The 13392-nt window shown below is 32.2% G+C and carries 11 protein-coding genes; 8 read left to right on the top strand and 3 right to left on the bottom strand.

Going from position 1 to position 13392, the window contains the following annotated elements:
- Positions 1-99 precede the first annotated feature (99 nt).
- Complete coding sequence (locus ACI5KZ_RS04350) at positions 100-558, top strand: nuclear transport factor 2 family protein (RefSeq protein WP_406847013.1); 459 nt, start codon at positions 100-102, stop codon at positions 556-558.
- A 66-nt stretch (positions 559-624) separates the two neighbouring features.
- Here ACI5KZ_RS04350 and ACI5KZ_RS04345 read toward each other — a convergent pair whose 3' ends face one another.
- Positions 625-2046: an L-serine ammonia-lyase gene (locus tag ACI5KZ_RS04345; RefSeq protein WP_406847012.1), complete on the bottom strand. Its 1422-nt coding sequence runs from the start codon at positions 2044-2046 to the stop codon at positions 625-627.
- Positions 2047-2296: 250 nt separating this feature from the next.
- Between ACI5KZ_RS04345 and dnaK the strand changes: the two genes are divergently transcribed.
- The 4 genes from dnaK to ACI5KZ_RS04325 all read left to right on the top strand — a co-directional run bounded on the left by dnaK (position 2297) and on the right by ACI5KZ_RS04325 (position 8718).
- Positions 2297-4201 carry a molecular chaperone DnaK gene (gene dnaK / locus ACI5KZ_RS04340; RefSeq protein ID WP_109309623.1) on the top strand — a complete coding sequence of 635 codons (1905 nt, stop codon included), beginning with the start codon at positions 2297-2299 and terminating at the stop codon, positions 4199-4201.
- A gap of 157 nt (positions 4202-4358) precedes the next feature.
- Complete coding sequence (locus ACI5KZ_RS04335; RefSeq protein ID WP_406847011.1) at positions 4359-5888, top strand: M28 family peptidase; 1530 nt, start codon at positions 4359-4361, stop codon at positions 5886-5888.
- 79 nt (positions 5889-5967) lie between these two features.
- Positions 5968-6942 carry an NAD(P)H-dependent flavin oxidoreductase gene (locus ACI5KZ_RS04330; protein ID WP_406847041.1) on the top strand — a complete coding sequence of 325 codons (975 nt, stop codon included), beginning with the start codon at positions 5968-5970 and terminating at the stop codon, positions 6940-6942.
- 171 nt (positions 6943-7113) lie between these two features.
- Positions 7114-8718 carry a class I SAM-dependent DNA methyltransferase gene (locus ACI5KZ_RS04325; RefSeq protein ID WP_406847010.1) on the top strand — a complete coding sequence of 535 codons (1605 nt, stop codon included), beginning with the start codon at positions 7114-7116 and terminating at the stop codon, positions 8716-8718.
- 40 nt (positions 8719-8758) lie between these two features.
- On the opposite strand, the gene ACI5KZ_RS04320 is transcribed toward ACI5KZ_RS04325, so the two are convergent.
- The gene (locus tag ACI5KZ_RS04320; protein ID WP_406847009.1) at positions 8759-9331 is read right to left on the bottom strand and encodes a GNAT family N-acetyltransferase; all 573 of its coding nucleotides are present in this window, start codon (positions 9329-9331) and stop codon (positions 8759-8761) included.
- Positions 9332-9334: 3 nt separating this feature from the next.
- On the bottom strand, positions 9335-9970 hold the full coding sequence (locus ACI5KZ_RS04315) for an alpha/beta hydrolase (RefSeq protein WP_406847008.1): 636 nt from the start codon (positions 9968-9970) through the stop codon (positions 9335-9337).
- A 41-nt stretch (positions 9971-10011) separates the two neighbouring features.
- Between ACI5KZ_RS04315 and ACI5KZ_RS04310 the strand changes: the two genes are divergently transcribed.
- The 3 genes from ACI5KZ_RS04310 to menD are packed head-to-tail and all read left to right on the top strand — an operon-like array spanning position 10012 to position 13369.
- Positions 10012-10437 (top strand): PaaI family thioesterase, encoded by a 426-nt coding sequence (locus ACI5KZ_RS04310; protein ID WP_406847007.1) that lies wholly within the window; start codon positions 10012-10014, stop codon positions 10435-10437.
- Positions 10437-11558, top strand: a complete 1122-nt coding sequence (locus tag ACI5KZ_RS04305) for a chorismate-binding protein (RefSeq protein ID WP_406847006.1) — start codon at positions 10437-10439, stop codon at positions 11556-11558. Before ACI5KZ_RS04310 ends, ACI5KZ_RS04305 begins: the two co-directional genes overlap by 1 nt.
- Positions 11559-11608: 50 nt before the next feature.
- Positions 11609-13369 carry a 2-succinyl-5-enolpyruvyl-6-hydroxy-3-cyclohexene-1-carboxylate synthase gene (gene menD, locus ACI5KZ_RS04300; protein WP_406847005.1) on the top strand — a complete coding sequence of 587 codons (1761 nt, stop codon included), beginning with the start codon at positions 11609-11611 and terminating at the stop codon, positions 13367-13369.
- Positions 13370-13392 lie beyond the last annotated feature (23 nt).

The following is a 13392-nucleotide window of genomic DNA, read 5'->3' as shown; positions in this document are numbered from 1 at the left end:
ATTGTAAATGTACTAAATTAGATATTTAATGTTAAATTTTTCTTTAAAGTCTTTATAACAACTCATAGTTCAATTAATTTAGTTGAAAACAAACAGAGAATGGGACGAATTATTACTTTTTTGGTGTTATTAATAACAGCTACAATTACAGCTCAAGATGCTGAAGATACTCAAGTTAAATTAGCAATAGATACTTTTTTTGTAGGATTTCATAAAGGCGACACCACCTTAATGAAGTCTGTTATGTATGATAAAATACATTTTCAAACAACTTATATAAATAAAGAAGGTAAAGGGATGTTAGTTACAGAGGAATCGTCTAAATTGATTCTGGCTATTGCTAACAGACCAGTTGAACAAAAATGGGACGAACGTTTATTAGATTACAAGATTCAAATGGATGGCACCATGGCTCATGTTTGGACACCATATGAGTTTTGGGTAAATGGACAGTTCAGTCACTGTGGCGTTAATTCATTTCAATTGTTTAAAGATGATGGTAATTGGAAAATAATTTATTTAATTGATACTAGAAGAAGAGAAGGTTGTCAAGAATAAATTTCTTGAAAAAATATTAAAGAATTCTAGATTTAAATTAATCTAAAAAACGAATTATATTAAGACTTAACAATCTGCCATATTAACACCAACAGCAAGACCACCTTCGCTAGTTTCTTTGTATTTAGAATTCATATCCTTTGCAGTTTCCCACATGGTTTGAACAACTTTGTCTAAAGGAACTTTCACGTTTTTTGGATCTGTATCCAGTGCTAATTCTGCAGCATTAATAGCTTTTATAGCTCCCATGGCATTCCTTTCAATACATGGAATTTGCACCAAACCTCCAATAGGATCACAGGTTAAACCTAAATGATGTTCCATAGCAATTTCTGCAGCAATTAATACTTGTTCTGGTGTGCCACCTAGTAGCTCGGTTAAAGCACCTGCAGCCATTGCAGAAGACACGCCAATTTCAGCTTGACAGCCACCCATTGCAGCACTTATTGTTGCTCCTTTTTTAAAGATACTTCCTATTTCTCCAGCGACCAATAAGAATTTTTTTATGTCTTCAAAGTTTCCATCATGATTTTCTATTACTAAGTAGTACATTAAAACAGATGGTATAACTCCAGCGCTACCATTAGTTGGTGCTGTAACTACACGACCTAAAGACGCATTGACCTCGTTGACAGCAAGAGCAAAACAACTAACCCATTTAATAATTTGTCTAAACTTTACTTCGGTACTTCTTATAGAATAAATCCATTCTACTGGATTTGAGTAAGGTGTTACACCTTTTAAATTTTGGTTCATGTCGTAAGCTCGGCGTCTTACATTTAAGCCTCCAGGAAGATTGCCCTCTGTATGACATCCAATATACATACATTCCAACATCGTGTCCCAAATACGTTGTAACTCTTTATCTATTTCTGTTTCTTCACGAATCGATTTTTCATTTTCTAAAACGACTTGAGAAATGGGTAAATCTAAATCATTACAAAACTGTAAAAGCTCAGTACCTTTATCAATAGGATATGGAAATGAGCATTTAATTTCAAAATTTCTTTTATGATTTGTTCGTTCTTCTTTGACTACAAATCCACCACCAATTGAATAAAAGGTAGACTTTTTCTTTTTGCCACCTATCATAGCGGTAAATTCCATTCCATTAGAATGAAACGGAAGAAATTTTCGGTTGAAAACGATGTCTGTTTCAGGATTAAAAGATAAAGCTCTTTCATTATTTAAAACCAAAGTTTTGCTGCTTTTAATGTTAGAAATAATGGTAGGAATTGTGTCTGTTGGAATTGTTTCTGGGTCACTACCAAACAATCCTAACATGACAGCATAGTCTGTAGCATGCCCTTTTCCTGTAAGCGATAATGAGCCATACAGGTCTACATGAATACTCTCTACTTTATCAAAAGTATTATTTGCTTTTAATTCTTTAATCCAACGCTCTGCTGCTCGCCAAGGACCTAAAGTGTGGGAACTAGAAGGTCCAACACCAATTTTTAACATGTCGAAAACTGAAATACACTCCATAACCCTTCATTTGAATGAACAACAAATATAAAGTCTTTCTTTCAATTAAAATGTAAATAGCTATTGAGTTATTAAGATATTTTTTTGAATAATTTAACTTTAATAATAAGGGTTTTTAAGTTTTGCCATTTACTAAGTGACATCCTGTCATATTTTTTGACATGGCATAATCATTGACTTATACATTCCGAATTTAAAATTGAACACAACGTTTCCGTGAAGACGGAAATTTATAAAAACAAATATTATTATGAGTAAAATTATTGGAATCGATTTAGGAACAACGAACTCTTGTGTCTCTGTAATGGAAGGTAATGAGCCAGTTGTTATTCCTAATGCAGAAGGTAAGCGTACAACGCCATCTGTTATCGCTTTTGTTGAAGGAGGCGAAATTAAAGTTGGTGACCCAGCAAAACGTCAAGCAGTAACAAACCCTACAAAAACGGTATCTTCTATAAAACGTTTTATGGGTAATAAATATTCTGAATCTAAAAAAGAAGCAGAACGCGTACCATACAAAGTAGTAAAAGGAGATAATGATACACCACGTGTAGATATTGATGGTCGTTTATATACACCTCAAGAATTATCTGCCATGATTCTTCAAAAAATGAAGAAAACGGCTGAAGACTATTTAGGTCAAACTGTAAGTGAGGCAGTTATTACTGTTCCTGCTTATTTTAATGACTCTCAACGTCAAGCAACAAAAGAAGCTGGAGAAATTGCAGGTTTAAAAGTTCGAAGAATTATTAACGAACCTACAGCAGCAGCTTTAGCTTACGGAATGGACAAAAAAGGGACAGACCAAAAAATAGCGGTTTTTGATTTTGGAGGAGGAACACATGATGTTTCTATACTAGAATTAGGAGATGGTGTTTTTGAAGTGCTTGCTACAGATGGTGACACACACTTAGGTGGTGACGATGTAGACCAAAAAGTAATTGATTGGTTGGCAGATGAGTTTAAAGCAGATGAAGATATTGATTTACGTCAAGACCCTATGGCTTTACAACGTTTAAAAGAAGCTGCTGAAAAAGCGAAGATTGAATTATCATCTTCAGCACAAACTGAAATTAATTTGCCTTATGTAACAGCAACGGCTTCAGGACCAAAACACTTAGTACGTACTTTAACTCGTGCTAAATTCGAGCAATTAATCGACGATTTGGTTAAACGTACTATAGCTCCTTGCGAAAAAGCTTTGAAAGCAGCAGGATTATCTAAAAACGATATTGACGAAGTAATTTTAGTAGGTGGATCAACTCGTATCCCAGCAGTTCAAGAAGCTGTTGAAAAATTCTTCGGAAAAGCACCAAGTAAAGGTGTTAATCCAGATGAAGTTGTTTCTTTAGGAGCTGGAATTCAAGGTGGTGTTTTAACAGGAGATGTTAAAGATGTCTTGTTATTAGACGTAACACCTTTGTCTCTAGGTATTGAAACTATGGGGAATGTAATGACTAAGCTTATTGAAGCAAACACAACTATTCCAACTAAGAAAAGTCAAGTGTTTTCTACAGCAGCAGATAATCAGCCTTCTGTTGAAATCCATGTATTACAAGGAGAAAGAGCCATGGCAGCCGACAATAAAACAATTGGACGTTTCCATTTAGATGGTATTCCACCAGCAAGAAGAGGAACACCTCAAATTGAAGTGACTTTCGATATCGATGCAAATGGTATCATCCATGTAACTGCTGGTGATAAAGCCACAGGCAAAACTCAGGATATTAGAATTGAAGCATCTTCAGGTTTAACTGAAGAAGAAATTCAAAAAATGAAAGCTGATGCTGAAGCAAATGCTGATGCAGATAAAGCAGCTAAAGAAAAAGCTGATAAATTAAATGCTGCTGATGCTATGATTTTCCAAACAGAGAGTCAGCTAAAAGAATTTGGTGATAAATTATCTGATGATAAAAAACAACCAATTGAAGAAGCTCTTGCAGAACTAAAAACAGCTTTCGAAACAAAAGATCTTGCAGTTATAGACCCAGCTTTAGAGAAAATAAACGAAGCTTGGAAAGTTGCTAGTGAAGAAATGTATAAAGCACAAGCAGATGCTCAAGGTGGCCAAGAAGCAGGACCTGATGCAAATGCAGGAACAGATGCTAACGAAGCTAGCGATGTCGAAGACGTAGACTTCGAAGAAGTGAAATAAAAAATGTCATTCCAAGAGTAGTCGAGGAATCTCAATTAAATAATAAAAACGCAATCATTCATTTGATTGCGTTTTTTTTTCAAATTCTTTTCAGATTATGAACTTAAATATGTCTATTCTTTCTTACATTCGAATTGAATTTTTTAAAACCATACTCATGACGTTAAAATCAACATTCTTTTATGTATTCCTACTAAGTTTCTTTTTTAGTAGTTATTCGCAAACGGCAAGCAATAACGAGATGCTTGAAAAGATTAAGAACGAGGGTTTTAATAACTCGCAAGCTATGGCTATGTTAGGTGAATTAACAGATGTTTACGGACAACGTCTTACTGGTTCTAACGAATATTTTGAAGCAGCAAAATGGATGTCTAAAAAAATGACATCTGTTGGACTACAGAATGTTCATTTTGAATCTTATTGCGACGATTGTCGAGGATGGAGCATGGAAAGTTTTAATGTAGAAATGATTTCTCCAAATTTCATGCATATTTCTGCATATCCATTAGCAATGTCTAAAAGTACAGATGGTATTGTTGCAGGAGATGTGATCTATATAAAAAAGTATAAAGAGTTAGACTCTATAAAACTGAAATATTCAGGAAAATTAAAAGGTAAAATTATTTTATTAGGAAGAGAACCACAAAGAAAATCTTTAACCGATACCATTTTTGAAAGATATTCTGAAGCCTATTTAGATAAAATGGCTAAACAAGATTCTGCTAAAGTCAAACAAACATACTTACCAGATTTATTAAAATCATGGGAAGCAGATGACGTTAAAGAAGAAGACTTCTTAAGATTTTTAGAATCAGAAGGTGCGTTGGCAGTATTAAAATCCCGTTCCATGTATTTAGGTGTATTACATCCAGATGGCACTTATTTTTATAAAGAAGATCATTATAAACCCTTGCCTTATTTTACGATTATGCCAGAACATTTTGGTAGATTATCTAGAATGTTAGAAATGAATGTCGTTCCAAAAATTCGTTTAAATTTAGAAACATCCTTTTATTTTAAACCAGAGAATAACGTTAATATTCTGGCTGAATTATCTGGTACTGATAAAAAACTAAAATCTGAAACAGTTATGGTAGGAGCTCATTTCGATTCTTGGCATGCTGGAACAGGAGCAACAGATAACGGTGCAAGTTCTATCGTTTTAGTAGAAGCTTTAAGAATTCTTAAGGCTGTTGGGTATCAGCCAAAAAGAACGATAAAAATGGGGCTATGGGGTGGAGAAGAACAAGCTTTTTTAGGCTCTGTTTCTTATGGTAAAAAACATTTCGGACAGCATGATGAAAAAGCAAATATAGAATCAACTAAAGTCTCTGCTTATTTGAATTTAGATAATGGAGCAGGAGCCATTAGAGGTTTATATCTTCAAAATAATAAGTATGCAAAACCTGTATTTAGCGAGGTGTTCTCTTCAATAACAGATTTAACAGATGGTGTATTAACCATTGAAAATACCTTATCAACAGATCATGAAACTTTTGATTTTTATAATATTCCAGCTTTTCAGTTTATTCAAGACCCTTTGGAATATAATTCTGCAACACATCACACAGAATTAGACGTTTTGGAATATGTTCCAGAACAAGATGTTATTAAAAATGCTGTTATTTTAGCATGGACTATTTATAAGTTGTCAGAAAACAAAGAGTTAGTTCCTAGAAAAAAATAATCTTTATATTAGTTTTAGCCTCATTTTAAATTTTATAATCATCGTTCTAATAAATTATGCACGCATAGTAAATTGTAGTATATTTGTCCATAAACAAAAACCTCCTATGCAAACTCAACTTACCCAACTCTTAAATATAACATATCCTATTATACAAGCTCCTATGTTTTTGGTGTCTAACACTGCCATGGTTATTGAAGCCATGAAAGGTGGCATTGCAGGCTGTATTCCTGCCTTAAATTACAGAACTTTAGAAGAGTTGAGAGCTTCCATACAAGAATTAAAAGCAGCGAAAGTTGAAGGAGGATCTTTTGGTTATAATCTGATTGTAAACAAATCTAACATCAAATATAAAGAGCAATTAAGAGTGCTTTGTGAAGAAGGTTGCGATTTTATTATTACATCATTAGGTAGCCCAGAAGAAACTATCAATCAGGCACATGCAGTTGGTATAAAAGTGTTTTGTGATGTTACCGATTTAAAATTTGCGCAAAAGGTTGAAAGTCTTGGAGCAGATGCTGCTATTTGTGTTAATAATCAAGCAGGAGGACATAGAGGAAATTATTCACCTGAAGAATTAATAAAGCTTCTTAAAGACAACATTTCTATTCCTGTTATTTCTGCTGGAGGTGTAGGATGTAAAGCAGACATTGATAGAATGCTAAGTTATGGAGCAGATGGTGTTTCCGTTGGAAGTCCTTTTATAGCCTCAGTAGAAGCCGAAGTAACTGAAGAATACAAACAAGCCTGTGTAGATTATGGTGCTAAAGATATTGTAATGACGCAACGTATTTCGGGGACACCTTGCACAGTTATTAATACACCTTATGTACAAAAAATAGGAACCAAAGAATCTAAGTTAGAATCTATTTTAAATAAAAACAAGAAACTTAAAAAATGGGTAAAAATGATTCGTTTTTCTATTGGTATGAATGCAACTACTAAAGCAGCTACACAAGCGACTTATAAAACGGTTTGGGTTGCAGGGCCAAGCATTGAGCATACCACAGAAATTTTACCGACCAAAAAAATTATTAAAAAACTAATTACCTAAAAACTGTAAAAAAACATATCTGCATAAATTTTAAAAAAGTGTTTCTCTTAAAAAGGAAACCTTTTTTAGTTTATAATAGATGTTTTTTTACATTGACTAATGATGAATCATACTCATATTTAACAAAGCAATACTAAATTAGTAACTTGCAGAATCACTAAAGAATATAGCATGTTTGATGAAAGTATATCGATAGTAGAGCAATCCTCAAAGAATAAATATGGACAATATTTTACACCATCTATGGTTGCTGAATTCATGGTAGATTTAGCGGAAATAGATACAAACTCGTCCATATTAGAACCTTCTTGTGGAGAAGGCATTTTTTTAGATGTTTTATTAAAGCGAGGGTTTTATAATTTAACAGCATTCGAGATTGATAGTGAACTAGGGAAACAATTCGATTTTGTGACCTATAAAAGTTTTGTGTCTTCTAATATTAAAGAAAAATTCCAACTTATCATTGGAAATCCACCATACATTCGTTGGAAAAATCTTGAAAAAGAACTTAAAGAAGAACTAGCAACAAATGCACTATGGAACACCTATTTTAATAGTTTATGCGACTACTTATATATTTTTATCTTAAAGTCAATTGAATTACTTGAAGATAATGGACAGCTTATTTTTATTTGCCCGGAATATTGGATGAACACCACACATTCTATTACTTTAAGAAATTATATGGTTGAAAACGGGTATTTTGAAAAGATTATTCATTTTAATGAAACTCCAATATTCAATAACGCAACGGTTTCTGTTGTCGTTTTTAAATACATTAAATCTAAAAATAAAAGCAAAAAAATTGATGTTGTAAAATATTATAAAAACAGAATTTTAAGCCCTAAAATATTAAATCAAATTAAGGAAGAAAAATCTAATTCAAACATTAAAAAGTTCTCAGTTCCTCAATTTGAGAAAAATAAAAGATGGCTACTCACAAATGTGGCTGAAATAGATAAAATAGAAGCATTTGAAAAAAGTTGTGGTTCTGAAACTTCAATAAAACATGATTTATTTTCTTCAACTACAATTTCAACATATCCAACCATAGGAGATGTTTGCGATATAGGAAATGGTATGGTTAGTGGTTTGGATAAGGCATTTCAGTTAAAAGATGAACAATTAAATGACATTGAATCAGCCCATACAATTAAAGTCATAAAGGCTAAAAATTTAGAACCATTCGGTTATAATAAAACAACACATTATATTTTTGCAAATGAAGTTGAAGACGAAAAAAACTTTAAACAAAATTTCCCAAATTTTTATAAAAAACTAACACCTTTAAAAGATCGATTAGACAAAAGATACCAATACAATAGAACAATACCTTATTGGCATTGGGTGTTTTTAAGAAATCATCATTTATTTAATTCTAAAACCCCAAGAATATTTGTGCCTTGCAAGGAGCGCATATCCAATAAAGATAATTTTAGATTTGCCTATGTTCCTTCTGGAATCTTCCCAACACAAGATGTTACTGCTATATTTCCCAAAAAAGAAACAAAAGAAAGCATCTATTTTATTTTAGCGTTTTTAAACAATCACAGAGTTTTTACTTGGCTAAAAAACAAAGGGATCGTGAAAGGAAATATTGTGGAGTTTTCTGAAAAACCTATTTCTGGTATTCCATTTAGAAGAATTGATTGGACTAATGACAAGGAAGTAACCTTACATCATGAAATTTCAAATTTAACTGAAAAATATATTAAGCATTCTGAAGGTTTAATTCTTAACAAAATATGCGCTTTAATGGATGAATTATTAGATTAGTTTCGTGTTTTTTTTACAAATGAAATTTCAATTAATATCACTATAACCCATTAAAAACAGTCTTTTTAATATCTGGCCATTCTTCTTTTAAAATGCCATAACAACAAGTATTGCGTCTAAAACCATCTTGCATAAGTGTGTCTTTTCTTAAAACACCTTCTAAAGTAGCTCCAAGTTTTTCTGCTGCTTTTCTAGAACGTATGTTTCGTTCGTCGATTCTAAATTCAACTTTTTCAAATAACAAGGTTTCAAACGCATACTGAAGCATTAAAAATTTCATCTGTTTATTTAATCCAGAACCTTGAAACTTTTTTCCAATCCAAGTCCAACCAATATGAAGCACTTTATTATTCCAGTTTATCAATCCAAAACGTGTGCTTCCTGCATAGGTTTTTGTTTTTTTATCATAAATAATAAATGGAATGGTAGTTTTTCTGTAATAACCATCTACAGCAGTTTGCACGTATTCTTTTAGTGTATCTGGTGTCGAAATATTGCTAGGAGAGTAGTAAATTAAGTCTTTTTCGCTAGCGATATCATGAAGCTGTTTGTAATTGCTCAAATCTAATAGTGAGAGTTTTACAAAAGTGTTTTCTAATTGAGGTGCTGTCATGTCCTAAACCAAAGCATGTATAAGTTCTACATTAACAATATGTTTTCCTTCAAAAGGAATTATTTTTAAATTAGCACCAAATAATTCTTTGGCTCTTTGGGTTTCATGTAAAATACGTTTTTCATTTAAATACTCATCTTCATTGCCATAAATCATGGTTACTTTTGCGTTGATAAAACTAAAATCATTTGTAGTTAATTCTTTTGGAATTCCTCCGGAATGTAGTACCAATTGCGAACATGCTATTTTTCTTTTAGCAACATATCTTGTAGCCACACTAACACCTTGTGAATAACCTAAAACAATTAAGTTTTTATCTTCCGAAATTTGCTCAGCTTCAAAAACAGCATCAAAATAACGCAAGACATTCTCTGTTTCTTTAAGCGTGTTTTCTTTTGTTAACCAGCTAGAACCAACATGTTTAAATTTTGGAGGTATGTAGTATTTGCTTTGAGCTTGTGGTGCTATAAGGTAGTTTTCATCTGCATTTAATCCACTAAAATATCTTAAAAAATACCTGCTTAAATAACCCATACCATGACATACAAACCAAACATGTTTTGTTTTATCTGTCAAGGTGTTTAAGGTTGCATAACTATTAGTAGTTGTATAGGATATTTCTTTTTCTTCTAAATTCATTTCGTACTTTTACATTTCGATTTTAAAAATACAAGAAATCTATGTCATTATCCAAAAAAGAGCATTTAGTTGAGTTAAATAAAGTGAGTAAAAACACCTTAATGGAAACGTTAGAAATAGAAATTACCGATTTTGGCGATGATTTTTTAGTTGCTAGAATGCCAGTAAATTCTAGAGTGTATCAGCCAGATGGCGTGTTGCATGGTGGAGCTACTGCAGCATTGGCAGAAAGCGTGGGTAGTTTTGCATCTCATCTATTTACTGATTTAGATACTTTTTTTGTTAGAGGCATAGAGATAACTGCCAACCATTTAAAAAGTGTTACAGATGGTTATGTTCACGCTAAAGCTACTTTTTTACACAAAGGAAGAACAACTCAATTATTGGATATTAGAGTGACAGACGACCTTGATAATTTGGTGTCTGTTTGTAAACTTTCAACCATTTCGCTTCCAAAAAAGATATAATGACTTCTGAAGATTTTTTCAATTCCATACAGCAGCAATTAGATAATAAAAAACCGTTTGTAGCATATAGAAAACCGAAGAGTACATGTATTAATGCCATGCTTCAAAACACTGATGCTGTTCATGTTATTAAAGATTATACAGAGAAAGGTTTTGTTTTTGCTCCATTCGATGCCTCCAATGATGCAATTCTAATACCAATAAAAGATTCATTATCAATTGAATGCGATTTAGTAAATTATAACGTTAGTGAGACACGTCAATCTATTTTTAAAAATTTAGAATTTGATAAACCACAACACATTAACCTTGTACAAAAAGGGATTGATGCCATTAAAAAGAATCAATTTCAAAAAGTTGTTTTATCTAGATGTGAAACTGTAGAATTTTCTGAAACAAATCCGATAGAAATTTTTAAAAGCCTACTTCAAAATTACCAATCTGCATTTGTATATTGTTGGTATCATCCAAAAATTGGATTATGGTTAGGAGCAACACCTGAAACTTTAATTGAAGTAGAAGGCTCTCGTTTTAAAACCATGGCTTTAGCTGGAACCCAAAAATATAACGGCACACTTGATATTATTTGGGAAAACAAAGAAAAAGAAGAACAACAGTTTGTTACAGATTTTATAGTAAATAGTTTGCAGAATTCGGTTAGCAATATTTTTAAGTCCGAAACAGAAACAGTAAGGGCTGGTAACATTGTTCATCTAAAAACAGTCATTTCAGGAATTGTAAATTTTAAGGAAATAAACCTTAAAGAAGTGCTTGAAGCACTTCACCCAACACCAGCTGTTTGTGGTTTGCCAAAAGAAAAAGCGAAACAGTTTATTTTAAAGCATGAAAGTTACAATAGAGAATATTATACTGGTTTTTTGGGTGAATTAAATCTGCAAGAAAAAACAATAAGAAATTCTAACAGACGTAATGTTGAGAATAATGCGTATGCTTCTGTAAAAAAAATTTCAAACTTGTTTGTTAATCTTCGTTGTATGCAAATTTCAGATAATACAGCTAGTATTTATATAGGAGGAGGGATTACCAAAGATTCAATTCCTGAAGCCGAATGGCAAGAAACGATCGCCAAATCTGAGGTCATGAAAAAGGTTTTGCAATAATTTTATTTGGTAAACCTATTTACTACATTTACAGCTAGATTTTATCTAACATGCTATACCCAAAAAACCCTCTTGCACAAACTGTTATTCAGTTGTGTAAAGCCAAAAATATTCAGCACATAGTTATTTCTCCTGGAAGTAGAAATGCGCCATTAACAATTGGTTTTACAAACGATCCTTACTTTTCATGCTACAGCATTGTAGATGAGCGTTGCGCAGGCTTTTTTGCTCTTGGAATCGCCCAACAATTAGAAAGTCCTGTGGTTTTGGTTTGCACCTCAGGAAGTGCATTGCTTAATTATTATCCAGCTGTTGCTGAAGCTTTCTATAGCGATATTCCTTTGGTGATACTCTCGGCAGATAGACCTAAATATTTAATTGGTATTGGGGATGGACAGACCATTAATCAAAAAAACGTGTTTGAAAACCATATTCTTAATTCAGCCAATTTAAAGTTGAATTTTGAACATGGTCCTAAAAATAATAACGAAGCAGAACCAGCAATCATAAAATCTATTGAAAATAAACTGGAACGTATTTTAGGTGTTAAACAGGAATTAGATGATGAAAACGAAACAAAAATAAATACAGCTTTAAACAGAGCCATATCTAGTAATGGACCAGTACATATAAACATCCCTTTTGAAGAGCCTCTTTATGAAACTACAGATAAACTAGAGGTTAAACCTAAAGTTATTGATGTAGAAGTAAGAAAGAAGAAAATTGACGATTTCTTTATACAGGAATGTTATGACGATTGGAATAGCTATTCAAAAAAAATGATTTTAATCGGTGCCAATCAACCAAATAAAATCGAGCAGCAAATTTTAGATGATTTGTCTAAAGACAATAGTGTTATTGTGTTTACAGAAACAACTTCAAATGTTCATAATAAACAGTTTTTTAATAGCATCGATAAAATTATAGCACCTTTAACCGAAGAGGAGTTTAAACAATTACAACCAGATGTATTAGTTACTTTTGGAGGGTTAATAGTTTCTAAAAAAATAAAAGGGTTTTTAAGAAAATTTCAACCAAAGCATCATTGGCATATTGATAAAAAACATGCGAACGACACCTTTTTTTGTTTAGATAAACATATAGAAGCAACACCAAATCAGTTCTTTAATGCCTTGTTACCAAGATTAACACATTTCGTTAAAAGCGATTATAAGCCGTTTTGGAACGATGTTAAATCTCATAGAGAAAATAAACAACTAACGTATTTAAACGACATACCGTATTCCGATTTCAAAGTTTTCGATGCGGTTTTAAAAGCCATACCAGAACAAAGTATTTTACAATTAGGGAATAGTTCTGCAGTAAGATATGCGCAACTTTTCGATTTAAAGAAATCCATTCAGGTTTTTTGTAATCGGGGTACAAGTGGTATCGATGGAAGCACAAGTACTGCTATTGGTTGTGCCAAAGCCAGAAAAGAACAGACCACTTTAATTACAGGAGATCTAAGCTTTTTTTACGATAGTAATGCTTTGTGGAACAATTTTATTCCTAATAATTTTAGAATTATTCTTGTAAATAATCAAGGAGGTGGAATTTTTAGAATACTTCCCGGAGATAAAAATTCTAAGAAATTCGAAACTTTTTTTGAAACTACTCATGACTTAACTGCAAAACATTTATGTAAAATGTATGATTTCGATTATGCAACTGCTATAAATGAAAAGCAATTAAAAACGCAGTTGAAGACTTTTTTCACTGAAACTAATCAGCCAAAATTGTTAGAAATTTTTACGCCTCGAATAATTAACGATCAGGTGCTTTTAGATTATTTTAAATTTATAAAGTAAATCAAAATCTATTATTTAATTTT

The organism is Xanthomarina sp. GH4-25 (genome assembly GCF_045363175.1).
Taxonomy (GTDB): domain Bacteria; phylum Bacteroidota; class Bacteroidia; order Flavobacteriales; family Flavobacteriaceae; genus Xanthomarina.
The sequence above is the reverse complement of the archived record's forward strand: the minus strand, read 5'-3'. Positions and strand labels throughout refer to the sequence as shown.

Bases quoted from the DNA above. Each gene is read 5' to 3' on its own strand.
- ACI5KZ_RS04310 (WP_406847007.1), top strand. From the start codon at position 10,012: ATGTCATTATCCAAAAAAGAGCATTTAGTTGAGTTAAATAAAGTGAGT.
- ACI5KZ_RS04345 (WP_406847012.1), bottom strand. From the start codon at position 2,046: ATGGAGTGTATTTCAGTTTTCGACATGTTAAAAATTGGTGTTGGACCT.
- ACI5KZ_RS04350 (WP_406847013.1), top strand. From the start codon at position 100: ATGGGACGAATTATTACTTTTTTGGTGTTATTAATAACAGCTACAATT.
- ACI5KZ_RS04305 (WP_406847006.1), top strand. From the start codon at position 10,437: ATGACTTCTGAAGATTTTTTCAATTCCATACAGCAGCAATTAGATAAT.
- ACI5KZ_RS04325 (WP_406847010.1), top strand. From the start codon at position 7,114: ATGTTTGATGAAAGTATATCGATAGTAGAGCAATCCTCAAAGAATAAA.
- menD (WP_406847005.1), top strand. From the start codon at position 11,609: ATGCTATACCCAAAAAACCCTCTTGCACAAACTGTTATTCAGTTGTGT.
- ACI5KZ_RS04320 (WP_406847009.1), bottom strand. From the start codon at position 9,331: ATGACAGCACCTCAATTAGAAAACACTTTTGTAAAACTCTCACTATTA.
- ACI5KZ_RS04315 (WP_406847008.1), bottom strand. From the start codon at position 9,970: ATGAATTTAGAAGAAAAAGAAATATCCTATACAACTACTAATAGTTAT.
- ACI5KZ_RS04335 (WP_406847011.1), top strand. From the start codon at position 4,359: ATGACGTTAAAATCAACATTCTTTTATGTATTCCTACTAAGTTTCTTT.
- dnaK (WP_109309623.1), top strand. From the start codon at position 2,297: ATGAGTAAAATTATTGGAATCGATTTAGGAACAACGAACTCTTGTGTC.